Raw genomic sequence first — 24302 nt, 5'->3', positions numbered from 1 at the left:
TCTCCCCCCTAAATTATTTTTTTAAAAGCGGAAAACCGAGACTCTCCCGCTGCTCAATGTACTTCTGCGCAACCAGGCGAGCCAAGTTTCTGATTCTCCCGATATACGCCGTTCTTTCGGTTACCGAAATTGCTCCCCGGGCGTCTAAAAGGTTAAAGGTGTGGGAGCATTTTAGGACAAAATCGTAAGCCGGCAGAACCACTCCCGCTTCAATTAGACGTTTTGCCTCCGCCTCAAAATCTTTAAACCAGGAAAAAAGCTTATCCACATCGGCCAGCTCAAAGTTATATTTGGAGTTTTCAATTTCCCCCATTAAGTGAACGTCCCCGTAAGTTATTCCATCGACCCAGACAATGTCATAAACGCTATCTTTTTTCTGAAGGTACATAGCGATCCGCTCTAACCCATAGGTTATTTCCGCCGATACTACCGGAAGGTCAATACCGCCGCATTGCTGAAAATAGGTAAACTGGGTAATCTCCATACCATCAAGCCATACTTCCCAGCCAAGACCCCAGGCTCCTAAAGTTGGGGACTCCCAGTTATCCTCCACCAGGCGAAAATCGTGCTCTTCGAGGTTAATTCCCAGGTATCTTAAGCTATCCATATAAAGCTCCACCACATTATCGGGGTTGGGCTTTAAAATCACCTGATACTGGTAATAATGTTGCAAGCGGTTGGGGTTTTCTCCGTACCGTCCGTCGGTTGGTCTTCGCGACGGCTCTACATAAGCCACCCGCCAGGGTTCCGGTCCCAAAGCCCGCAAAAAGGTATGAGGATTCATAGTTCCGGCCCCTTTTTCGGTATCGTAAGGCTGAGCAATAATGCAACCTTGCTGCCCCCAGTATTCGTTTAGCTTTAAAATAATCTCCTGAAAAGTAAGCATAAAAAACACCCCCATATTAGATATTAGAAGTTGGATGTTGGAAATTGGAAAAACTAATAAAAACAAACACCTTAATAAATTTAAAGCCCCTTTGTCCCGGCAAGCTGCCAGGGACGAAAGGGGCATCCTTCCGCGGTTCCACCCTGGTTGGCCAAAAAAGGCCCACCTCAAAACTCTGCAGGCTTTACTCCCCTTGGGGTTTCCTCCTGCCGGCTCCCCGGCGCCTTCACCGTTTATCCCTACCGGTTCACACCAGCCCCCGGCTCTCTTTAAGGGAAATCACAGCTACTCCTCCGGTTCACTGCCAATCCATTATTAATTTGTTGTGAAATAATTTACCAAAGCCTAAGAAAAAAGTCAAGTTAAAGAAGTCTTATTGGCTCACCCAATTGATAACCCAAAAAATATTCCAAGATGGTTTTAACTCTATCCACTACCCGCTCATCCAATAAAAGTTCCGGTAACTTTTCCGGTGAAGCAAGAAGTAAGGCGTTCATCCCTTTTACCACTTCCGGAAATATTTCAAAATAAATCCCCTCTATGGGCCTACAGGAAGGACAGACAATTCCTCCTTCCCCAGCTCCAAAATACCATACTTCACCCCGGTAAGGTTTGCGGCAAACGGCACAGTGAGTGGTTATAGGTCTAAAGCCGGTAAAAGCCAAAAGTTTTAATTCAAAATTTCTTAACACAATTTTGGGCCAAACTCCCGAATTTAGTAACCGTAAACTATATAAAACCCAATTGTATAGTTTAGGGTTAAGTTGCCCCAGAGGCCAAAAGCGATCCGTCAGCCACGCAATTTGCCCCGCCGCATGTAACAAATCTTTATTTCCATAAAGATTGGGAAAATACTCTATGCCTTCCGCTTGCTCAACGATAAAATAATCGTTACTTTGCCGCAAATAAATGTTGGTCCGACTGAATTCCAGTAACGCTCCCCGCTTTTTGCTTTTTACCTTTTTTGCACCGTAAGCCACCGCTTTAATTTTTCCCAGCTCTTTCGTTATAATTGTCAACATTCGGTGGCCATCACCGAAGTCACTACCCTTTAACACAATCCCTTCATCCAAATAAAATTTCAATATCCATCCCTCTTCTGAACAATATGCTGTCATAATTATATCATTGTTTATTTAAAAAACTATTAGCAATAATTTTTTGAATTTTTAAAATTTTTTATTGCCTGAATCCAATTCAAAAATATAATAAACTTAAGAAAACATTTTAAGGAGGGTTTTTCATGATTGATTTAAATAATCCCCCATCCTGGCCTTATTATCCAAAAAACGTGAAATATCACCTGGATTATCCCCCTATTTCTTTGGGTGAAAAGTTAGATAAAACTGCCAACGAATTTCCCGACACCGACGCCACAATCTTTTTCGGTGCAAGAATTAAATACCAAAAGTTAAAAGAGCTCACCGATAACCTTGCCGCCAATCTGCAAAACCTGGGAATTAAAAAGGGAGACCGGGTAGCCTTGATTTTACCCAATTCCCCCCAGGCCGTGATAGCCTTTTATGGCGCTTTAAAAGCAGGCGCAGTGGTTGTCTGGAACAATCCCATGTATACCGAACGGGAACTTCACCACCAGCTTACTGACTCAGGCTCCAAAATTGTGATAACTCTGGATTTAATTCTCCCCAGGGTGTTAAACATTAAAGCTAAAACTTCGTTAGAAAAAATAGTGGTAACCCGACTTTCAGAATTTATGCCACCTCTTTTAAAACTTTTGTATCCTGTCAAAGTAAAAAAAGAAAAACGGTGGATTGAAATCCCGAAAGAATCATTTATCCTTGGTTTCCAGGAACTTTTAAAATCACCACCCCAGCCCCTTGCGAAAATTACCATTAATCCCGAAGAAGATTTAGCGGTACTCCAGTATACCGGAGGAACAACTGGCATTTCTAAAGGGGTAATGCTCACCCACCGTAATTTAATTGCCAATGCTATGCAGGTAAATGCCTGGGATCCCGTAAGAAGCAGCCAAGATATCATTCTGGCAGTAATGCCTTTCTTTCACGTTTACGGTTTATCGGTTGCTTTAAACCTGGCCGTTTTAACCGGCGCCACCCTGCTTATTATGCCTCGTTTTAACGTCGATGAAATGCTAAAAACCATAGTAAAATACCGGCCCACTCTCTTCCCAGGTGCCCCAACTATCTACGTTGCCATTATCAACCATCCCAGAATAAAAGATTATGACATTACCTCAATTAGACTGTGTATTTCCGGCTCAGCCCCGCTTCCAGTGGAAGTTAAGAAAAAGTTTGAAGAAATTACCGGCGGCCGTATTGTGGAAGGATATGGCTTGACCGAATCATCTCCCGTTACCCACTGCAATCCTGTTCATTCACTGGAAAAGCCCGGTTCGGTGGGACTGCCCCTTTCCGATACCCTGTGTATGGTAGTTGAACCGGACACATTAAATCCAGTAGCCATTGGCGAAGTAGGCGAAGTTGCCGTAAAAGGTCCTCAGGTTATGAAAGGTTACTGGAATCGCCCAGAAGAAACCGCCCTGGTCTTAAAAGAAGGCTGGCTTTTAACAGGCGATTTAGGTCGCATGGATGAAGATGGCTATCTTTATATTGTGGATCGGAAAAAAGATTTAATAATCTCCGGCGGTTACAACATTTATCCGCGGGAAGTGGAGGAAGTTTTATACGAACATCCTAAGGTTAAAGAAGCGGTAGTAATAGGTGTTCCCGATGAGTACCGGGGAGAGGTGGTCAAAGCCTTCATTGTTTTAAAAGAAAATGAAACCGCCACTTCTGAAGAAATTATTAAACACTGTCAGGAAAAACTCGCCAAGTACAAAGTTCCAAAGTACGTGGAATTTAGAACCGAACTCCCCAAAACTACCGTAGGTAAAGTTTTACGGCGGGCTCTCCGGGAAGAAGCAAAAAAGTAACCGGAAGGGACGGTTCTACCAGCCACCACTTTCTATCTATCGTAGAAAGTGGTGGTTTTCAGAACCGTCCCTAAAGGTTTTAGCCAGGATGGTAGCTAAGTGCTCTACCTTTACCGGAGCTCCCTGTTTTTTCAGGCCGCCGGCAATTTGCATTAAACACCCCGGACAGGTAACCGCTACTTTTTCTGCACCGGTTTCCATGATGCTTTGGTATTTATTCTGAAACACTTTTTCGGAGATTTCCGGATACTTTATGGAGAAGGAACCGCCAAAACCGCAGCACTGGTCGGAATTGGCCATCTCCACCAGGTTTGCCCCGGTTTTAACAATTAGCTCCCGGGGCTCTTTTACCTGACCCAGGCCCCGGCGGGCATGACAGGAGTCATGAAGGGTATAGCTCCCCGCCAGTTTTCCTTCACCCACCGCCAAATACTTATAAGCAAAATCGGTAAAATCGATTACCTTCCTCGATACTTCCCTGGCTTTCTCCCGGTACTCTTCGTCATCCTCTAAATATTTTTCATAATGCATTAGGGTTTCGCTGCAGGTAGGACAGGCAGTGACTATATAATCATACTCGTGCTTTAAAAACGCCTCAATGTTGTTTTTAGCCATCCTCACGGCAGCCTGTAAGTCTCCGGAGTAATATGCTGGAGCCCCGCAACATCCCAGATCTTCCGGTAAAACCACTTCATAACCGTTTTTCTCTAAAACCAAGAAAACATCTTCACCAATATCGGGATACATGTGTTCAATTAAGCAACCGCTGTAAAACAGCACTTTGCCCCTGGTACCTTTTTTCTTGGGACGCACCCGATATTTTTTATAAAGTCGCTCCTTGGCAAGAGCTGGAAACACCCTGAAAGAAGTAAGATTATCCAAACCAAAGGGTAAAGATTTAATCTCGCCGTTTTCCGCGATTAACCCCTGAAATTTTCGACCAAGGTCTAAAAGAGAGTTGAAAAGCTTGGGATTGGCCAGAATTCGTTCAAAGATAAATTTTTGGACAAACGGTTGTCCATAACTTTCAACAACCCTTTGACGTAATTTTAACAACAATTCCGGTAAATTTATGCCCGCAGGGCAAACGGTAGCACATCTAAGGCAACTGCCGCAGAGGGCCTGAGGGTCTTTGGCTGCATCCAATCCGTGAAAGAAAGCGGTCAAAAGGGTACCGATAGGTCCGGTATAAACATGCCCAAAGACATGGCCCCCTACTTGCTGGTAGACGGGACACACATTTAAACAACCGGCGCAGCGGATACACTGGAAAAGTTCTGCGAACACCGGGTCGTCTTTTAGCTCAATGCGTCCATTATCCATTAAAATTACATAATGTTCCTGACCGGCTCCCGCAGTCATCACGGTCACGTAGCTGGTAATTTTCTGAGCAGTAGCGTTTCGGGGAAGAGCCCGCATGATTGGGATGGCATCCTTTAACGTTGGTACAATTTTTTCAACCCCCACCAAGCTAATCCGTACTCTGGGCAAGGTAGTTGTTAACCGGGCATTCCCTTCATTGGTAAAGAGAAAAATCGAACCGGTTTCTGCCACCGCAATATTTCCACCGGTAATCCCGACATCGGCTTTTAAAAACTTATCCCTTAATTCCTGTCGGGCAAGCTTAACCATTTGGGCAATATCCGGAGCTACTTCCCGGTCCAGTGCCCTGGAAAAAATAGCAGCCACTTCTTCACGGGTAAGGTGGATTGCCGGCATTACCATGTGGGAGGGCTTTTGCCCGTCAAGCTGTAAAATCCACTCCCCGAGGTCGGTTTCCACTACTTCAATGCCGTGTTTTACAAGCTCTTCATTCAGGTGAATTTCTTCAGATGCCATGGATTTTGATTTTACCACTGTTTTGGCGTTTTTGGCCTTTAAAATATCAACTATTGCTTTTTTTGCTTCAGCGGCCGAGTGGACAATTATTACCCTGGCACCATTTTTTTCGGCATTTATCCTGAATTGTTCCACGTAAAAATCAAGCTTTTTTCTAACCTCGGTTCTGGCCGCCTTGATCTCCCGGCGTAGTTCCTCAAAATCAAGGCCGGCAAAAACTTTTTCCCGAGCCAAAACATAATTATTTCCAAAATTGGTTAGAGCACGCCGTAAGGTAGGATTACCAAGGGCTTTTTTAATTTTCTCTTTATTCGCCATTATTCCTCACCCTCTTTTATAAATACTATAAGTCGGCCCGGTCCATGAACCCCGATGGTCAAAACCCTTTCAATATCGGCCGTTCTGGAAGGTCCGGTGATAAAGTTTAAGTATCCCGGTAACTTCCCAGCATAATGTTCAAATACATCTTCATATTTTTCCACAATCTGGCTTTCCTCCAAAACTGCAATGTGCACCGGCGGTAAAGTAGTCATTTTTCGAAGTTTTGGATCCTCCGCTACCAGCACCAGCGAACCGGACTCGGCTACACCTAAATCCGCACCGGTAAGTCCTACTTCAACCTCTTCCGGTTTACGGTAATCTTCAGTAAGAAGTTCTACCGCCACTTTTTCCCTTATCTTTTCTAAAAGCCTTTTAACTTGCGGGTGGGGATAGTACATCACTTTCCGAACACCAAGACCGGCCAGTACTCCCGCCAAACTGTCAATCAACTGTTCATAGGTTTTACCGCAAATAACCTCGCCACCCACCGCAGTAAGTTCCGTAATAAACTTTTCCTTTAACATCCAATCACCACCTTCGGTATTATGTCCTGATGGTCTGACCTTAGATTTTATATTTTCCCTTTTTTAAAATCAAACTATTTTCAATCCATTACTCTTCTAACAATTTTTCTTCAGCCACCGTTAAATGTTCCTCTAAAACTTTTTGCGCTCTAATTTTATCGCGAGCTTTAATCGCCTCTAAAATTTCTTTGTGGTACTTATAAAAAATTTCAGGCATGCCCGGAGTTCTAAAAAGCCGCTCACGGTTTATTTTTAAAGACTGGCGCATGGTGTCGGCAATGGAATTCATAAGACGTACCAAAAGGGAATTATGGGTAGCAAGAGCCAATCCGTAATGAAACATAAAATCAGCCTCATCCCCTAAATCACCCTGCTTTAAATCTTTTTCCATTTTTACTACGGCATCTTCTAAGCGTTTTATATCTTCATCGGTAGCTCTTTCTGTAGCCAGTACTACTGCTCCGGATTCTAAAATCTTTCTTACTTCTAAAACTTCCAAAGTTGTACCTAACAGTAACAACAGAGTTAGGGAATGAAAGGACTTATCCGCGGCCACTTCCCGGACAAAAGTACCCTCCCCCGGTCTTACTTCTAATACCCCTAATACTTCTAACGCACTTAATGCCTCTCTAACCGAAGCTCTACTGACCCCAAGGCTTTCGGCAAGTTCTCTTTCTGACGGAAGTTTATCCCCTGGCTTTAATTCACCCCGGGCAATTAGCAACCTAATTTGCTCGATTATTTCTTCGTAAATTTTTTTGGTTTTTATCTGCTGAAAATTCATGCGAAACCTCCGGCAAAAGTAATTTTTGCCTTTATATTTTCTCCCTTTTTCCGTTAAATCCTTCTAAGGGGTGAATTAATTTTCTTTATATCCTTCCGCCAGAAGTTCTGCCACATGTAAGACCTTGATATTCGAACCTTCTTTAGCTAAAGCATCATTTAACTGGAGCATGCAGCCCGGGCAGGAAGTTGCCACTACTTCTGCGCCGGTTTCAATGATATCTAACGCTTTTTTCTTACCGATAGCTTTCGAGAGTGGGTAATGGGTCAGGGAAAAAGAACCGGCCCCGCCGCAACAGACAGCAGGCTTTTTCATTTCCCTAAAATTTTCCCCTAAAACTACTTTTAATATTTCCCGGGGTTGTTTATTTACTTTAAGCTTCCGGTTTAAATGGCAGGGATCATGGTAAGTTACTTTTAAATTTAGTTTTTTAGGTCTTATAAAGCCTTTTTCCACCAGATATTCATTGATGTCCCGGGTCTTTTGGGCAAGCTTTTTGGCTTTTTCAAGGTATTCCGGCTCATCGGCAAAAAGTTCAACATATCCCTGTCGTAAAGTTACCCCGCAGGTAGAACAGCTGGTTATAACGTAATCGGCATCCATCGCAAGATAGGTGTCAATTACATAACGTCCTAAGCTCTTGGCCGACTCTATATCCCCATGCACCCGGGCGGGAGTCCCACAGCAGCTTTGCTTTTCCGGTACTACCACCTGGGCTCCGTTGTGCTGCAAAACAGCAATTACCGCTTCCCCAACGTTAACATAAACGTTATTGATCATACAGCCGGGGAAATACAAAAGCTTTTCTTTCCCAGAAGTTTGTTTAGACCTGGCCTTTTCCACCAGAGTTTCCTTGGAAAATTCGGGTAACAACCGGTTTTCATGGTCTTCGAGGAGCCCAAACCTGAGTTTCCTTCCCGGCCGACCTTTAACCTTTTTCAGGGCAAGCCCCTGAAAACGGGAAGCCATTTTCAGGCCAAAATTAAAAAGTCGGGGTTTGCGTAAAACTTTAAAGATTGCTTTTTTCACCGGCGGTAAGCCATTTTCTTTGGCCAAATAGTCCCTGCCATATAAGAGAATTTTCTCATAATTAACCCCGCTGGGGCAGTTTTCCTGGCAGGCAAGACAGGTAAGGCAGGTAGCAATTTTTTCCGCCAGGTATTCGGTAGGTTTTAATACCCCTTCGGTAACCCCTTTGATGAGCTGAATCTTGCCCCGGGCCACTTCCGCTTCCATTTTTGTTTCCTTATATATGGGGCAAACCGCCTGGCAGTTACCGCAACGCATACATTTTAAAAACTCCTGTTTAATCTCGGTCACAAACCTTCCCCCCTACGCCATTTTCCCGGGGTTTAAGATATTATTGGGGTCAAAAGCAAGTTTTAAGCGTTTTAAAAGATTAACCCCCGCTTCCCCCATTTCCCAGAGGAGAAAACGGTTTTTCGCCATGCCAATGCCGTGTTCCCCGGAAAGCGTTCCTCCAAGTTCTAACGCCGCTTTAAAGATTTCTTCTACAGCTTTTTCCACTCGCTGCCATTCTTCCCGGTTAGTTTCGTCGGTTAGGATTGTAGGATGAAGATTTCCATCACCTGCGTGACCAAAAGTACCAATAGTAAGATTATATTTTTCACTAATTTCCTTTAACCTCTTTAACATAGCCGGAACTTGACTCCGGGGAACTGTAGCATCTTCCAAAACGGTGGTGGGACTTACCTGGGCTAAAGCCGGTAATGCCGCCCTCCGTGCTTCCCAGAGTTTTTCCCGCTCTTCATCATTTTTGGCTTCAGATACTTCTCCCCGATTTTTTTCCAGGACCTGCCGAATAATTTTAGCTTCCATTTCCACCTGTTCGGGATAACCATCGGTTTCCACCAGTAAAATCGCCTGGGCATCTACCGGAAGGCCAATGTTTTTAAATTTTTCTACCGTCCGGATGGTTGTTTGGTCCATAATTTCTAAAGTTGCAGGAATAACCCGGTTTTTAATAATTTCAGCAATGGCGTTCCCAGCATCATCAATACTGTTGAATACAGCTAAGAAGCTTTTTTTGGCTACCGGTGCGGGAATAAGTTTTACGATAATTTTCGTAATAATCCCTAAGGTACCTTCGCTTCCCACCATTAACGCAGGCAGATCATAGCCGGTAACATTTTTCACGGTCTTGCCGCCAAATTTCAACAGTTCACCAGTACCAATTACCGCTTCGACGCCCATGATATAATGCTTGGTTACACCGTATTTTAGGCCCCGAAGCCCACCGGAACACTCGGCCACCGAACCGCCCATAGTAGCAGTAGTAACCGTTCCCGGGTCCGGCGGATAAATCAAGCCGTAGGGTTTCACCGCTTCATTTAAATCGTTGATGATTACCCCCGGCTCCACGGTAGCCGTAAGGTTATCCAGGTCAATCTCTAAGATTTTATTGAGACGATTTAACTCTACCACTACCCCTTTTGCCGTCGGCACAGTTCCACCGCTTAAATTTGTCCCTGAACCCCGCGGATAAAGAGGAATTTTATATTCGTTGGCCCATTTAACAATCTCGACTACCTCCTCGGTGCTTTCAGGAAATACCACCGCTAAAGGCATTTGGTTTTTTAACCCCGCGGTAGCGTCATAACCGTAAACAAAAAGCTCCTCCGGTTGCGTTTTTATCTTCCCGGAACCAAGAATTTTTTGTAGCTTCGCCAGTGCTTCCACTTTAAAAAACCTCCTCAAAACTATCCGGGGGGAATAGCTCCCCCCGCTTAGTTTTATTTTAATTTATTTTTTATTAAGGGCTGCAACTAAGCCCCAAAGGGCTAAAATTACCACTGCGGTAATCCCGAGAATGGTAAGTCCTGGACCGGTTTCTACCTGAGCTTGAGCTGCAGCTCCAGCACTTTCAATCATTTTGTAAACCGGAATCCAGCTTTTCAGGTAGTACGCCTGGAGATAAGTAATGATGCCTACCACCACAGCAAATAAGAAGCTGTGCAGCACGGTAAACCGGAAAAGCTCCGCTTCTTTGCCCACCAAGCCCACCGAAGCGGTAGCTACCGCAATGCTTTGCGGTGAAATCATCTTACCGGTAACTCCACCGGAAGAGTTAGCTGCAACAGTTAAGACCGGATCAATACCCAGCTTTTCCGCTGAAGCAGCCTGCAATTTAGCGAAAAGAGCATTAGCCGATGTATCCGAACCGGTTATAAATACCCCGAGCCAACCAAGCATTGGTGAAAGAAAGGCAAACGCTTTTCCTGTAACGGTTAGCGATAAACCCAGCGTTTGGCTCATACCCGAGAAGTTAGCGACATAAGCAAAACCCAATACCGCTGCGATGTTAATTAGCGGATATTTTAAGCTTTTAAGAGTATCAACAAATACCGAAACCGCATCTTTAAAGCTAATTCGTAAAATTAAAATCGTAATTATTGCAGCAATAAGGATTGCCGTCCCGGCTGCTGACAACCAGTTAAATTTAAAGACTGCTTCCATGGCTTTGTCCGCACCGGGCTTATAAATTAAACCATCAAGGCCGGGAACATGAAACTTAAGGGTAACAAGGTCTAACACATTTTTTACCTGATTTAACCCCCAGTCGCCCACCAAAATCGTTAATACAATAAACGGCGACCAGGCTTTTAAAATAGCCCCTGCGGAATGCTTCTTCACCTGTAATGTTGCCGGAGGTTCATTGGCAAATCGCCAGATATTTTTCGGCTTCCAAACCTTTAAGAATAAGACCAAAGCGATAATTGAAACAAGGGAAGAGATTATGTCTGGGAGCATCGGCGAAAGGTAGTTTGCAGAAAACCACTGAGCACCGGCAAAGGAAATACCGGTAACCAACACTGCTGGTAAGACCTCAAGAAGACCCTTCCACCCGGACATGATAAAGACCAACCAGGCAGGAATGGCTACCGATAAAAGCGGCAACTGACGGCCTACCATTTTACTAATCGCCATAGCATCAATTCCCGTTACCTGTCCGGCCACAATAATGGGGATACCTATTCCTCCAAAAGCAACGGGAGCAGTGTTGGCAATCAAGCAAATTCCTGCAGCATACAAGGGGTTAAAACCAAGACCAACGAGCATTGCTGCCGTAATCGCCACCGGGGTACCAAAGCCAGCGGCCCCCTCTAAAAACGCTCCAAAGGCAAAAGCAATCAACAGAGCTTGAAGCCTCCGGTCTTCGGTAATAGAAGCAATGGAATCCTTAATAATTTCAAACTGTCCCGCTTTTACGGTAAGGTTATAGAGGTAAACTGCAGTAATAACAATCCAGCCAATAGGGAAAAGACCATATAATGCGCCGTTTACCGCAGCCATTAAAGCAAGATTTACGGGCATCTTGTACTCGAAAATCACCACAATAATGGCCAAAAGCAACGTTAAAAGGCCCGCAATATAACCTTTCATCTTTTTGATGGCCAGCGCCCAGAACAGGAAAAAAATCGGAATCGCTGCCACCAAAGCCGACAGTGCAATGTTGTTAAACGGGTCGTAGTTTTGCGTCCAGGTCACCAAATACCCCTCCTGAAAAAAATTTGTCAATAACCTAATCATACGGCCGTATGATGGTCTGACCTCTTGACTATTAGTTTACCATATAAATTTAAATTTTCAATATATTCTAAATGTTACAAATTTCACAATTGCCGGGTCAAACAACGGTTTTATAAAGGTCACTACCTCCTTTGGGTATGTTAGAATTCAGTATTCATCGGAATTCAAGATTGTTCCATATTTCACGTTTTTGTTTTATAACAGGCCCACTATAAAAAATTTTTATAGTATCACACCTCACCGGCACAAATAAAGCGGGCCTAAGCCCGCTCTATTGCAAAGGGTTATTCAAACTCCGTAAAACCAAAATTGCGAATCCAGACATCTTTGTTCCGCCAGTCTTCCTTTACCTTTACCCATAAATCAAGGTAAATATTACTACCCAGTAGCCGCTCAATTTCCAGTCGAGCCCTTTGCCCAATCTCTTTTAACATTTGCCCATTTTTGCCAATGATGATTCCTTTTTGACTCTCCCTTTCCACGTAAATTACTGCGGAAACATAAACGGTATTGCTGTTTTCCCGGGGTTTTATTTCCTCCACCACGACTGCCACCGAGTGCGGAATTTCTTCCCGGGTCAAATGCAGTATTTGCTCCCGAATGTACTCCGCAATGATAAATCGTTCCGGATAATCGGTAACCTGCCCTTCCGGATAATACGGCGGCCCCTCGGGTAATAATTCAAAAATTCCCTCCACCAGTTCCGAAACTCCCGTTCCGTTTAAGGCCGATATGTAATAAGTTTTGGCAACCTTTAATCTGCTTTCAATTTGCCTGGCAAGAGTTTGGGCCTCAATCATCTTTACCACATCAATTTTATTTACCACTAAGATTATCGGAGTTTTTACTTCAGCTAAAGTCTTTAAGAGATAATTTTCCTGCGGACCTATCGGTGAATTGGCTTCGACCACGTATAAAAGAACATCTACTTCGTCCAAACTGGTTAAAGCCTGCTTTAACATAAACTCCCCAAGTTTATTTCTGGGTTTTTGTACGCCGGGAGTATCGATAAAAATAATCTGGCCTTTTTCCGAAGTCAATACTGCCCGGATTTTATTCCGGGTAGTCTGGGGTTTATCGGACATTATTGCAATTTTCGTCCCCACCACTTGGTTTAAAAGAGTGGATTTTCCAACATTGGGTCGGCCAACGATGGAAACAAAGCCCGATTTATAACTCATCTTTTTCTTCCCCCCTTTCTGGTTGGACTATCCCACCGGATACAATAATTTTTAGCGCATCTTCTACCGAAAGATTTAAGGGTATTATATCCTTTTCAGGTAAATATAAAAGCCAGCCCGAAGTTGGATTGGGGGTTGTAGGTAAAAAGACCGGTAAGAGCTTTTCCCGGGTTTTTTCGTTTATTTCGTCAAACCCCGAACCGGTGATAAATCCCAGAGCGTAAGAACCGTCCTTGGGATACCTTGCTAACACCACGCTTTTAAATGCATCCCTTTCCGGATGTAAAAAAGTTTCAATTAATTGCTTAGAAGTCTTATAAAGGGAACGGGTAACCGGTATCTTTATGAATAACTGCTCAAATTTTTTCAGGATTTTTCTTCCTATAAAATTCGTAGCCAACATCCCAACTATTGGTACCAGCAGAGCTACTGTTAACACCCCAAGGCCTGGAATATCAATACCAAAAATTTGGGCAAAAAATCCCCGAAGGGGTCGGTCAAAAAAGGAAAACAAAGCAAATAAAATATAAATGGTTATGGCTGCAGGCGTAATTACCGCAAGACCGGTTAAAAAATAGTTACCCAGTTTCTTAAAAATGTCCCTTCCCTCCTCGCGACCTGCCATAGCTTATGAAAGTATAAAGGAGAAATAAAAGCCCTATTAGCAAAAGTAAAATGTGAAGGGGATAAAGCCTAATACGATAGAAGTTTAAATAAGAAAAACCCTTGATTTTTGGTATAATCACCAAAAAAAAGACCCCGATACTGTTTATCGCTGCCAGAAGCACCGCTCCTGCTGCTACGTCTTTAGCGATTTTTGCAAGCCGGTGATAATCTTTGGTAAATAAATCTACGGTCGCTTCTATAGCCGTATTAATCATTTCCGTTATTATCACCAGAGCTACGGCAAAAAAGACAAATAAATAGTCATAGCCGTTAAAAGGCAAAAATAAAGAAAGGGTTAAAACTCCAATACCCGCTAAAAAGTGAATTTTCATGTTTCTCTGGGTGCGTAAACTGTAAATTAAGCCCCAAAAAGCATAGCTAAAGCTTTCTTTCAAGCTTCGCCGCATATTAACGCTCCAATCCCAGAGCACTTAAAATTTTTTCTTCTTTTTCCCGCATAATACGGGTTTCTTCTTCTTCATAATGGTCATGCCCAAGTAAATGTAAAACCCCATGCACCGTTAAAAACGCCACTTCCCTAAAAAAACTATGACCGTATTCTTTTGCTTGTTCCGCGGCCTTTTCTAAAGATATCACCACATCCCCTAAGACTTCATCATCTTTATCATCTGCCAGGGGAAAAGATAAAACATCCGTTGGAACATCCTTTTGGCGGTATTCCCGGTTTAAAGACTGAATGTAATTGTTATCCACCAGCGCAATGCTTACTACCCCTGCGCGTCCTTCCTCGTTTAATGTTAAACTCACAGCCTGGGTAATTATATTTAACAAAGTCTCATCCACGTCCACTTTATCCTGAAGATTGGTAATTTCCGTCAAGATTTTTTCTCCTTTCTGAGAGCTTCCACGTTTATATCCGGATATTCCACCCGGTTATGGAAAATTCCCGATAATACTTTATCAAAGGCTTGAGCAATGTTATGCAAATCCTGAAAAGTTAGGTTTGACTCATCCAGCTGTCCATCTAAAAGCTTGTCCTTAATTACTTTTCGGACCAATCCCTCTATACGACCGGGAGTAGGAGATTTTAACGAACGCACCGCCGCTTCTACCGAATCGGCCAGCATTACTAAAGCTGCTTCTTTGGTTTTGGGCTTGGGACCGGGATAGCGAAAATCCTCGGCATTTACCTCCGGTCCGTTGATATCAATAGCCTTTTGGAAAAAAAACTTTATGATGCTGGTTCCATGGTGCTGCTCGATAATATCGATAACGATTTGGGGTAATTTATACTCCCGGGCCAGCTCCACCCCATCCTTCACATGGGAGGTAACAATTAAGGTACTTAAATTGGGATTAAGTTTTTCGTGGGGGTTACCGCTACCAAATTGATTTTCCACAAAAAAGTACGGTCGTTTTAATTTACCTATGTCATGGTAATAGGCCCCCACCCGGGCCAGTAAGCTATTGGCATTTACTTTATCCGCCGCCGCTTCCGCTAAATTCCCCACCAAAAGACTGTGATGGTACGTTCCCGGTGCTTCCATTAAAAGCTTTTTTAAAAGGGGATGGGAAGGAGTTGCTAATTCCAATAAAGTTACCGCTGAAGTAATTTTAAAAGTCGTTTCTAAATAGGGTAAAAAGCCGTTGGTAAAAATGGCAGCTAAAATCCCATTTATTGGACCAAAAATCAATGCAGCTAAAAAAGCCGTACCTATAGGCGTCTTATCTATAAGTTCCAAAGCAAGAATTGCTACTAAAGCTACAATACCTATATTTACTCCAGCCCGGGCTAAATCCTTGCGCTGGCTTAAATGAGAAACCCCAAAACCTCCGGCAAGTCCAGAAAAAAAAGATACTATGGATAGCTTAAGGCTAAGTTCGGTACCAAAACCAATTAATAAAGCTAAAAGCGCCGTCATCAAAAGGGACAGATTAAAGTCAATTAAAATGGCAATTAACATCGTTGCTGCACCTAAAGGTACAGCATAGCCCACCAGCGGGGTCATTTCCGGAAAAGCTCCCACATTGATTGCTAAAATACTTTTAGCTAATGCTAAGATAAAAAAGGAAATTATCCCCAATAAAATCAGTAAGTTTAAATTTTCAAAAATTTCCCGTCGCTGTAAGTACAGGTAAAAAAGAGGAGTTAACATGGTAAAAAATACAAGAAATACCGCTCCAATTAAATTGCGAAATGAAGGTCTTGGTTTAAGTAACCCCAGAGCTTCCAATTTGGCTAAATGCTCGGGAGTAACAATTTCCCCTTCTCCGATAATTTTCTGATTTTGCTTAATTGAAACCCACACTTTGGGTACCGCCTGGGCAGCACGGTCTCGAAGTTTTTCCGTGGCTTCCGGATCATATACCGCATTGGGTCTTAAAAAATAATTTAAACTTAAAATTAAAACCTCTTTTTCCGGGTAACTTAAGTTATAACGGTTAACCTTCTCGGTAAGGGTTCCTTTAATTTCCGTAAAATTTTCTGGCGTAATCTCCTTTTTTAACAGTTCACCCAAAATTTCCGTTGCCGCCCGTTGGGTTGCTTTCCAGCGTTCAAGGTTTATTCTGGCCAAATCGTAAGCCACCCCTGCAGGCAAGGAAAAGGGTAATTCGTTAATAATCTGCTTTTCCTTTTGCTTTGGAGGCAAGTTTTGCTTTAAGATTTTTTCTATATTTAAAAAAAAGTTATTTACTTCCCCTAAAATAGCCGCATTGGTTTCGGGATTAATTAGATAAACCTTTGGTACCTGGCTCCGGGCCTTCTCCCGCGCTTCTTCGGTTTTGGCCTTGTCTTCAAAAACTATACTTCGCGGAGCCTTAATAGTTTCCGGTGCTACCTGACCCACCTGGAGATTTACCCGATGCGGGATAAATTCCAGGAACATTAAGAGGAGAAAGGCTACAAAAAAACCAAAAAACACCAATCCCCGGAGGAGTTTTTGGTTGTTTTTTAACCTTTCCATTATTTGCTTTGCTTTAAGTTTAAGAATGACCCGTTCCCTCCCTGTCCTTGATCTGCCGGGCTTTTTCGTACTGCTCAATAATTTCCTGGACTAAGGGATGCCTTACTACGTCTTCCCGGGTAAAATAAGAAAAGTTTATACCCTTAATTGGCTTTAAGATCTGTTCCGCCTCCACCAGACCGGATTCCTGTCCGCGGGGTAAATCTACCTGGGTGGTGTCCCCGGTTATTACCGCTTTTGAGCCAAAGCCCAAACGAGTTAAAAACATTTTCATTTGCTCCGGTGTCGTATTTTGGGCTTCATCTAAGATAATAAATGCATCATCCAGGGTGCGCCCCCGCATATACGCTAAAGGCGCCACTTCAATTATTTGTTTTTCGAGGTATTTCTGGGTAGTCTCCAACCCCAAAATATCGTACAAACTATCGTAAAGTGGCCGTAAATAAGGATTAACTTTTTCCTGTAAATCCCCCGGCAAAAACCCCAACTTTTCCCCCGCCTCAACCGCCGGTCTGGTTAAAATTATCCGGGCAACTTCTTTTTGCTTTAAAGCCAAGACTGCCATTACCACCGCCAGGTAAGTTTTCCCCGTACCTGCCGGTCCAATGGCAAAGACTATATCATACTTTTTAATGGCTTCTAAATACATTTTCTGTCTTAAGCTTTTGGGTTTAATTTTTTTACCCCGAGGAGTTATATAAACCGTTTCATCCCCTAAAAGCCCCAAAACACCTCTTTTTTCTGCGGAAAAAGCATAACGAATTTCCCGGGTGGTGATGGGATTTCCGGCAAGATAATAATTATAAAGATCTTCGACTAACCCCACTGCTTTATTTACCGCGTCTTCTTCCCCGGCTATTAAAATTTCTCCTTCTCTTAAATTAATGGTAACGGGCAAAAGCTCTTCAATAAGCTTTAAGTTTTCATCGTACTTGCCAAACAAAGCCCGAAAAAACTCTTTATCTGCTACTACCATCCGTTGTTCTTTTTTAGCCAAGGCTAATCCTCCTGTATCCCTAAGATTTGACCGATATCTTCTAACGCCTGAGCTTTCACCACTACTTCCACTGCATCCCCCAAACTCCGAACACTTTTGTCCATATAGGTTATCTGCTTCATATCTACTTCTTTTTTAAGTTCTTCTAATGCTAAATTATACGCCTTTTGCGCTCCTTCCTCAAGGGTTAGCTTTCTAACCTTTCTTTTAACTTCTTTGTAAGTCACTTTATAAAGTTCGATAGGAACGGCGAATTTCCTACCTAATGAAAGTTTATAACGCTTTTCCACCATGATAGCCAGCGCAAAGCTTTTTGGGGGCTTTTTTAACGTTATTTCTTTTTTCCCGAAAAAAAGCTTAACTAAACTACTCTCTTGTCCGGTGGGAACTAAGCGTTCTTCTCTTAAGGGTACCTGCACCTTTTTTTTATACCAGGTAACCGCCTTTACCGTTCCTTCAGCCACAATGGTCTTTCCCCGTTCATCAACCCCGGAAATAAGTACCTCCCCCGCGGTAACTTTCTGCCCCGGTTTAACCCTTAAGCTCCCCCGAAACACCAGTATCTCTTTAATAATTCCATCCCTTTTGGCCACAATGTCCGCCTTTTTGTATTTCTGCCGGTACTCCTGCCGCATTTTACCAGTAATGATAAGCCTAACTCCCTTTTTTTCAATCCCCACCCAGGAGATCTCGGGCATTTGGGCCAAGATTTCCCTTTTTAGCATTTTTTCATCAACTGCTTTTTTCCTGACAAACGGTTTAACCTTCCGGGCTTTTAAAATATCTAAAATTTCTCTTTGTCTACCGGAAAAACCATCAATTTCAATAAACCAGATAAAACCGGTAAGAGAATAAATTATCCCTAAAAGTAAAAAAAGCCCGGCAATAATCCCTGGCCTTTTTAGAACTTTCTTCCACCAAAACCAAGCTCCCTCTTTAGCAATAACTTTTGTTTTTCCTCCCACCTTTTTCCCTATGGTTTTCACCTGACGAAAATTTTTTAAACTGGTTTTAAAGGTCAGGCCATCTCTGGTATATTTTACTTCCCTTAAATCAACCTGCCGGCTAAAGGCCAAATTTAAAAAACGTTCAACCTCACTGCCCTGAAATTTAAAATGAATTTCACCAAACAACCATTTCAGCAAGAAGTTTACCCCCTCTCGAAGTGTACCCGTTCAACTTGCCCGGTAATTTGCAGTTCTTCGGAGGTTATTAAAAAAATTTCTAAATTCTTACCTTCGATGGTTATTTTTTCATTAAACCTGATAATTTTTATTATCTCCGGGGAATAAGATTGGATTCCTTTATGTCCTTCCACAATTACCATCTCATTACCCAGAAAAACCACCCTGGGTAAATCGGCAAAAATTTCTCCCGGGGATATTGTCCATTTTTTAGGCATAAAAAAACCCTCCCTGCTAAATCAATATGCAGCAGGAAGGGTTTTCATGTTAGTTGGCCAAAAGCTTTTTCGCTAACTCCGCAACTACCTTACCGTCAGCCCGTCCCTTTACCTTGGCAAGTACCGCCGGCATTAATTTCCCCATATCCGAAGGTTTAGAAGCCCCGACTTCTCCCATCGTCACTTTAATTATTTCCTCTAACTCCGTTTCGCTTAACTGGGCTGGAAGGTAGCTTTCAAGAATTTTTATTTCTTCCTGAATTTTAGCAACTTCTTCGGTCCGTCCGGCTTTTTCATAACTGGGTAGGACTTCTTTGCGGGCCTTAATTTCCTTTTGGATGACTCCAATAATCTCATCATCGGTAAGGCTTCTTCCTTTTTCAATTTCAGCATTTTTAATTGCCGCTTTTACCATTCTTAAAACATTAAGCCGTATCTTGCCCGCTTCCCTTTGTTTTAAACTCTCTTTTAAATCCTGTTCAATGCGGTTCAACATAAGATCACCTTAAGCATAACGCTTTTTCTTATTCCTGGCTTGAGCTTTTTTCTTCCTTCTCACGCTGGGTTTTTCGTAATGTTCTCTTTTGCGCATCTCAGCCATTAAACCGGCTTTTTGGCAAGATCTTTTAAAACGTCTTAAAGCGCTATCTAAACTTTCATTTTTGCCAACTCTAACTTCTGCCACTTTCTATCCCTCCCTCCTCCCCACCCCCTTTACCGCCTTAATTAGGCAAATTTACCTAACGGTCTACCGCCAATTAAGTGGAAATGGAGGTGGTAAATCTCTTGACCGCCGTCTTTTCTGCAGTTGCTGACCAGACGATACCCAGATTCACTAATCCCTTCTTTTTCAGCAATTTCCCTGGCTTTTAGTAGCAAATGTCCAGCAAGCTCCCGGTGTTCTTCTCCTAAGTCCGCTATATTTTCCACATGTACCTTAGGAACAATCAATATATGCACCGGTGCTACCGGATTGATGTCACGAAAAGCCACCACTAACTCATCTTCATAAACAATAGCCGAGGAAATTTCTTTCCGGGCAATCTTGCAGAAGAGACAGTCACTCATACCTTCACCTCCCCTCGGGAGAAAGGTACAATTCAATCCTTACAAAAGGAGATAATTCTACAATACACTATAAAATTCCTGCTGGCAAGAAAAATTTTAGCTATTTACCAATTCTCCGCTAACATAGCCCTCTTTCATCTCGGTAATTTTAACCGGATAAATTTCTCCCCGCTTTATATTATTGCCCGAAAACTTGACTCTTAAATAATTATCGCTATGTCCTTCCCAAAAGCCTTCCGTATCCTGTTCCTCGGGAATAACCTCTAAAATTTTACCGAGAAATTTAGAAGCATAATTTTTAAAAAGTTCCTCTTTTAAATTTAAAAGTAAAAGGCTTCGCCGCTCCTTTTCCCGTTCCGGTATCTGACCGGGCATTTTCGCCGCCGGCGTACCCGCCCGGGGTGAGTATTTAAAAACGTGAATATCCATAAAACCAACCTTTTTTACTAAATTGTAAGTGTTTAAGAACTGCTCCTCGGTTTCTCCCGGAAAACCAACGATAACATCAGAAGTTAAAGCAATATCAGGAATCCGTTCCCGGATAGTTTCAATTAACCTTAAGTACTCATAAGAAGTATATTTCCTGCGCATCGCCTTTAAAATATCGTCATCACCACTTTGCAGGGGTAGGTGGAGATGACGGCAGAATTTAGGACTATTTGCCAGAACATCCAGTAGTTCCACGGTAAAATCCTGCGGTTCAATGGAGCTCAAACGAAGCCTTTTTAGTTCGGGAATTTTAAATAACTCGGCCACCAAATCGGCAAGTTTGGGCAAGTCCTGTTTTTCCTGGCCGTAAGCTCCCGTATGGATTCCCGTAAGCACAATTTCTGAAAAGCCGCTCTGACAGAGTTTTTTTACTTCCGCTACCACATCCTCTAAGGGACGGCTTCTAAGGGGTCCCCGGGCATAGGGAATAATACAGTAGGCGCAATAGCTATTACACCCTTCCTGAATCTTAACAAAAGCCCGGGCCTTACCCGGTGCGAGCTTTAAAGGCATTTCTTCAAATTCCAAGAGCTCTTCAAAACTGGCCACCGCATTTATTTTTGTCCGTTCCCTTAGTACTTTTTCCACTAACTCCACCAGGCGGTTTTTATGAACGGTCCCCAAAACAAGATTTACCTCGGGAATTTTTAAAATTTCCTCGGGAGCAACCTGAGCATAACAGCCCACCGCCGCCACCACCGCCCGGGGATTTTTTTGCACCGCTTTTCTGATCATCTGCCGGGATTTACGGTCACTTAAATGGGTAACAGTACAGGTGTTTATAACGTAAATATCAGCATAATCGCTAAAGTCAACTATTTCATACCCTTTCTCTAAAAAAGCTCCTTTTAGCGCTTCGGTTTCGTACTGATTTACTTTACAACCTAACGTATAAAAAGCTACTTTTTTCACCTTAATTCTCCTCCAAGGTCACCCCACTGATATAAAACCATGGAAAGAACGGCCAGAGCTGCCGTTTCCGTACGTAAAATTCTTGGCCCCAAGCTAACAGTGACCGCCCCAAAACTTTTTAAATACTCAATCTCTCCGGGGTCAAACCCCCCTTCGGGGCCTATTATTACCGTAACGTTTTTTACCGCCTCTTTATTTAAAAGTTGCTTTAAAGAAGTTTGCTCCTCGCCTTCGTAGGGTACCAAGATTAAAGCATCGGAAATAAATTCCGGCAGGGCCTTTAAATCTATTACCGGAAAAATTTCCGGAACCCGGCTGACTCCCGCCTGCTTAGCCGCTTCATAAGCAATTTTCTGCCAGCGTTCGCATCGATCCTTTTTCTTGCGTTCATCAAAAACCACTACCGTCCTGATGGTTTCCACCGGAATTATCCGGTAAACCCCCAGTTCCGTAGCCTTCTGCACGATAAAATCCATTTTATCGCCCTTCGGTACCCCCTGCACCAAAGTTACATTGACCGGAGGTCTGGTTACAACCTTTTTTTTCTCCAAAATCTTTAATTGAACTAAATCTTTTCTTACCGCTATTACCTGGCATAAGTAGCGAAACTCCTGGTCGTCCTGTAATGTTAGTTTTTCCCCGGGCTTTATTCTTAAAACCTTGGCTACATGTTTAGCATCGTCACCGGTAAGATAAGCATAATCCCCCTGGGTCTGCCCAGGGGGTAGAAAAAAGTACGGCATTTACACCCTACTCCTTTCTGGCAACCAGAAGGCACCAACCACCACTGTTTTTTCTTTCAATAATTTTAAAACCAACTTCCAAAAGTTTATCCATAACTTCCTTTTCTCTTTCTACAATAATTCCCGAACCAATAAAAATTCCACCGGTGGCTAATTTTTCGTAGGCATCCAAAGCTAACTCTTTAATTACTGCCGCAATAATATTAGCGATGATAACGTCAACGGTCTGGTTAAAACCATGTAAAAGGTCATTTTCTATCACCGTAATCTTATCTTCCAGGCGGTTTATAGAAATATTTTCCCGGGCAACTTTTACTGCTACCGGATCTATATCCAAGGCATAAATCTTCTCGGCTCCCAGCAAAGCGGAAGCTATCGCCAATATTCCTGAACCGGTACCAACATCCACCACTACTTTGCCCGGGCTAACGTATTTCGGTAAGGCCTCTAAAACCAATGCGGTGGTAACGTGGGTTCCTGTTCCGAAAGCCATCCCCGGGTCAATTTCTATTATCTTTTTATCTTCTTTGCCCGAAGGTAGCTTTTCCCAGGTAGGTTTTATTAAAAACTCCCCTACTTCAACGGGTTTAAAATATTTTTTCCAGCTATTTGCCCAGCTTTCCTCGTCAACTTCCTGAAAATAAAGGTTGAAAGGAATACCCAGAGATTTAAGCCTTTCATTGATCTGGCTTAACAGAGTGTTAATATTTTCCGTTAAGGGAAAATAAGCCCGTACCGTTGCCCTTTCCGCTTTTAAGACACTGTCGGGAAATTCATAAGCATCCCAGATCTGAGCGTTTATATACTGCCAAAGCAAAAGGGGGTCTTCAATACTTACCCCCCCGGTATTAAATTCCCAAAAAATATCAGCTACCGTTTCAGTGAAACAGCTTTCCACTTCCACCGCAATTTCAAGATATTTCACAGGCCTCACCCGTCTTTTTTATTTAATTATAACGCAAATTTGTTTTTAAACTTATTAAATTTTTCTTTAAAGGTTTCCTCTTTTTGCTTGGATATCTCCTCAAACTCCCGTAAAAGCTGCTTTTGCCGTTCCGTAAGTTTGGTGGGGGTAACTACTTTGACCGTTACGTAAAGATTTCCCCGTCCGGAGCCATTTACCACCGGTACACCTTTTCCTTTAATGGTAAATACGGTACCCGTCTGGGTTCCTTCGGGAATTTCTAAAATTTCCGTACCCCCATCGATGGTTGGTATTTCTACTTTTGCTCCCAATGCCGCCTGAACAAAGGAAATTTCCTTCTCTAATTTTAAATGGATATCTTCCCGCTTAAACAGCTTGTGCGGTTTAATTTTAATATAAACATAAAGGTCTCCTGGAGGCCCACCAAAGCGACCCGCTTCACCCCCTCCGGCAATTCTAAGCCTATGGCCATGGTCAATGCCGGGAGGAATTTTTACCGTTATCGACCGGGTCTTCCGCACCAAGCCACTCCCACCGCATTCCCGACAAGGGGTTTTCGGTATCTTCCCTTCACCCCGGCAGGTAGAGCAGACCTGACTTCTTACCATGCGACCAAAGAGGGTCTTAACTTCCTGGTGGATCTGCCCCCGTCCCTGACAGGTGGGACAGGTGATGATTGGTGTTCCCGGTTCGGCCCCGTTACCGTGGCAGTGACCGCAGGTCTCGGTTCTGGTAACTCTTAATTCTTTTTCTCCCCCAAAGACCGCTTCTTCTAAAGTTAGCTCTAAAACGGCCTCTATATCGTCACCGGGTACCGGACCCTGCCGGGCTTTTCTGCCGCTCCCAAAAACCATGTCAAATAAGTCGCCAAAACCGCCAAAACCGCTAAAAATATCTTCAAAATTAATGCCGGCCCCGCCACCAAAACCTCCTTGGCCGGCAAAATTCCCGTCAACTCCCGCATGGCCAAATTGGTCATAGCGGGCCCTTTTTTCCGGATCGGATAAAACTTCATAAGCTTCGTTAATTTCCTTAAATTTTTCGGCAGCGTTTGGGTCGTCTTTATTCACGTCCGGGTGATATTTGCGCGCAAGTTTTCGATAAGCTTTCTTTATTTCTTCAGGGGTGGCATTTCTTGCCACCCCTAAAATTTCGTAATAATCCCGCTTCAAT

At 43.1% G+C, this 24302-nt stretch carries 24 protein-coding genes; 1 reads left to right on the top strand and 23 read right to left on the bottom strand.

Going from position 1 to position 24302, the window contains the following annotated elements; genetic code table 11:
- Window positions 1-13 precede the first annotated feature (13 nt).
- Together glyQ and recO are read right to left on the bottom strand one after the other, a co-directional pair.
- Complete coding sequence (gene glyQ, locus CHY_RS01985) at window positions 14-886, bottom strand: glycine--tRNA ligase subunit alpha (protein ID WP_011343376.1); 873 nt, start codon at window positions 884-886, stop codon at window positions 14-16.
- A 362-nt stretch (window positions 887-1248) separates the two neighbouring features.
- On the bottom strand, window positions 1249-1971 hold the full coding sequence (gene recO / locus CHY_RS01975) for a DNA repair protein RecO (RefSeq protein WP_011343375.1): 723 nt from the start codon (window positions 1969-1971) through the stop codon (window positions 1249-1251).
- A 158-nt stretch (window positions 1972-2129) separates the two neighbouring features.
- On the opposite strand from recO, the gene CHY_RS01970 reads away from it, so the two are divergent.
- On the top strand, window positions 2130-3800 hold the full coding sequence (locus CHY_RS01970) for a long-chain-fatty-acid--CoA ligase (RefSeq protein ID WP_011343374.1): 1671 nt from the start codon (window positions 2130-2132) through the stop codon (window positions 3798-3800).
- 36 nt (window positions 3801-3836) lie between these two features.
- On the opposite strand, the gene ldhH is transcribed toward CHY_RS01970, so the two are convergent.
- The 21 genes from ldhH to dnaJ all read right to left on the bottom strand — a co-directional run bounded on the left by ldhH (window position 3837) and on the right by dnaJ (window position 24301).
- A complete protein-coding gene (gene ldhH / locus CHY_RS01965) occupies window positions 3837-5957 on the bottom strand; it encodes an L-lactate dehydrogenase (quinone) large subunit LdhH (protein WP_011343373.1) in 2121 nt (706 codons plus the stop codon).
- Complete coding sequence (locus CHY_RS01960) at window positions 5957-6484, bottom strand: LutC/YkgG family protein (protein WP_011343372.1); 528 nt, start codon at window positions 6482-6484, stop codon at window positions 5957-5959. Before CHY_RS01960 ends, ldhH begins: the two co-directional genes overlap by 1 nt.
- Window positions 6485-6572: 88 nt before the next feature.
- A complete protein-coding gene (locus CHY_RS01955) occupies window positions 6573-7268 on the bottom strand; it encodes a FadR/GntR family transcriptional regulator (protein ID WP_011343371.1) in 696 nt (231 codons plus the stop codon).
- A 75-nt stretch (window positions 7269-7343) separates the two neighbouring features.
- A complete protein-coding gene (locus tag CHY_RS01950) occupies window positions 7344-8588 on the bottom strand; it encodes a (Fe-S)-binding protein (protein ID WP_011343370.1) in 1245 nt (414 codons plus the stop codon).
- Window positions 8589-8600: 12 nt separating this feature from the next.
- A complete protein-coding gene (locus CHY_RS01945; protein ID WP_226986717.1) occupies window positions 8601-9968 on the bottom strand; it encodes an FAD-binding oxidoreductase in 1368 nt (455 codons plus the stop codon).
- A gap of 63 nt (window positions 9969-10031) precedes the next feature.
- Complete coding sequence (locus tag CHY_RS01940) at window positions 10032-11777, bottom strand: L-lactate permease (RefSeq protein WP_011343368.1); 1746 nt, start codon at window positions 11775-11777, stop codon at window positions 10032-10034.
- Window positions 11778-12103: 326 nt separating this feature from the next.
- On the bottom strand, window positions 12104-13000 hold the full coding sequence (era, locus tag CHY_RS01935) for a GTPase Era (protein ID WP_011343367.1): 897 nt from the start codon (window positions 12998-13000) through the stop codon (window positions 12104-12106).
- The gene (locus tag CHY_RS01930) at window positions 12990-13625 is read right to left on the bottom strand and encodes a DUF502 domain-containing protein (RefSeq protein ID WP_011343366.1); all 636 of its coding nucleotides are present in this window, start codon (window positions 13623-13625) and stop codon (window positions 12990-12992) included. Before CHY_RS01930 ends, era begins: the two co-directional genes overlap by 11 nt.
- Window positions 13591-14073 (bottom strand): diacylglycerol kinase family protein, encoded by a 483-nt coding sequence (locus tag CHY_RS01925; protein WP_011343365.1) that lies wholly within the window; start codon window positions 14071-14073, stop codon window positions 13591-13593. The genes CHY_RS01930 and CHY_RS01925 overlap by 35 nt, the downstream gene beginning before the upstream one ends.
- A gap of 1 nt (window position 14074) precedes the next feature.
- Window positions 14075-14506 carry an rRNA maturation RNase YbeY gene (gene ybeY / locus CHY_RS01920; RefSeq protein WP_011343364.1) on the bottom strand — a complete coding sequence of 144 codons (432 nt, stop codon included), beginning with the start codon at window positions 14504-14506 and terminating at the stop codon, window positions 14075-14077.
- Window positions 14503-16593 (bottom strand): HD family phosphohydrolase, encoded by a 2091-nt coding sequence (locus tag CHY_RS01915; RefSeq protein ID WP_011343363.1) that lies wholly within the window; start codon window positions 16591-16593, stop codon window positions 14503-14505. Before CHY_RS01915 ends, ybeY begins: the two co-directional genes overlap by 4 nt.
- A 19-nt stretch (window positions 16594-16612) precedes the next feature.
- Window positions 16613-17590: a PhoH family protein gene (locus CHY_RS01910; RefSeq protein WP_011343362.1), complete on the bottom strand. Its 978-nt coding sequence runs from the start codon at window positions 17588-17590 to the stop codon at window positions 16613-16615.
- A 2-nt stretch (window positions 17591-17592) separates the two neighbouring features.
- Window positions 17593-18735 (bottom strand): sporulation protein YqfD, encoded by a 1143-nt coding sequence (gene yqfD / locus CHY_RS01905; RefSeq protein ID WP_011343361.1) that lies wholly within the window; start codon window positions 18733-18735, stop codon window positions 17593-17595.
- A gap of 5 nt (window positions 18736-18740) precedes the next feature.
- On the bottom strand, window positions 18741-18992 hold the full coding sequence (yqfC, locus tag CHY_RS01900) for a sporulation protein YqfC (RefSeq protein ID WP_011343360.1): 252 nt from the start codon (window positions 18990-18992) through the stop codon (window positions 18741-18743).
- Between the two features lie 49 nt (window positions 18993-19041).
- A complete protein-coding gene (locus CHY_RS01895) occupies window positions 19042-19488 on the bottom strand; it encodes a GatB/YqeY domain-containing protein (protein WP_011343359.1) in 447 nt (148 codons plus the stop codon).
- A 9-nt stretch (window positions 19489-19497) separates the two neighbouring features.
- Window positions 19498-19677, bottom strand: coding sequence for a 30S ribosomal protein S21 (gene rpsU, locus CHY_RS01890; RefSeq protein WP_011343358.1), 180 nt, complete (start codon window positions 19675-19677; stop codon window positions 19498-19500).
- Window positions 19678-19718: 41 nt separating this feature from the next.
- On the bottom strand, window positions 19719-20060 hold the full coding sequence (locus CHY_RS01885) for a histidine triad nucleotide-binding protein (protein ID WP_011343357.1): 342 nt from the start codon (window positions 20058-20060) through the stop codon (window positions 19719-19721).
- A gap of 96 nt (window positions 20061-20156) precedes the next feature.
- Complete coding sequence (gene mtaB, locus CHY_RS01880; protein WP_011343356.1) at window positions 20157-21461, bottom strand: tRNA (N(6)-L-threonylcarbamoyladenosine(37)-C(2))-methylthiotransferase MtaB; 1305 nt, start codon at window positions 21459-21461, stop codon at window positions 20157-20159.
- Complete coding sequence (locus tag CHY_RS01875; protein ID WP_011343355.1) at window positions 21458-22204, bottom strand: 16S rRNA (uracil(1498)-N(3))-methyltransferase; 747 nt, start codon at window positions 22202-22204, stop codon at window positions 21458-21460. The genes mtaB and CHY_RS01875 overlap by 4 nt, the downstream gene beginning before the upstream one ends.
- A 7-nt stretch (window positions 22205-22211) precedes the next feature.
- Window positions 22212-23129, bottom strand: coding sequence for a 50S ribosomal protein L11 methyltransferase (prmA, locus tag CHY_RS01870; RefSeq protein ID WP_011343354.1), 918 nt, complete (start codon window positions 23127-23129; stop codon window positions 22212-22214).
- A 26-nt stretch (window positions 23130-23155) separates the two neighbouring features.
- Complete coding sequence (gene dnaJ, locus CHY_RS01865) at window positions 23156-24301, bottom strand: molecular chaperone DnaJ (protein ID WP_011343353.1); 1146 nt, start codon at window positions 24299-24301, stop codon at window positions 23156-23158.
- Window position 24302 lies beyond the last annotated feature (1 nt).

Source organism: Carboxydothermus hydrogenoformans Z-2901 (genome assembly GCF_000012865.1).
GTDB classification, from domain to species: Bacteria; Bacillota; Z-2901; order Carboxydothermales; family Carboxydothermaceae; genus Carboxydothermus; species Carboxydothermus hydrogenoformans.
Note: the sequence above shows the minus strand (reverse complement) of the source record. Positions and strands in the feature narration are given on the sequence as shown.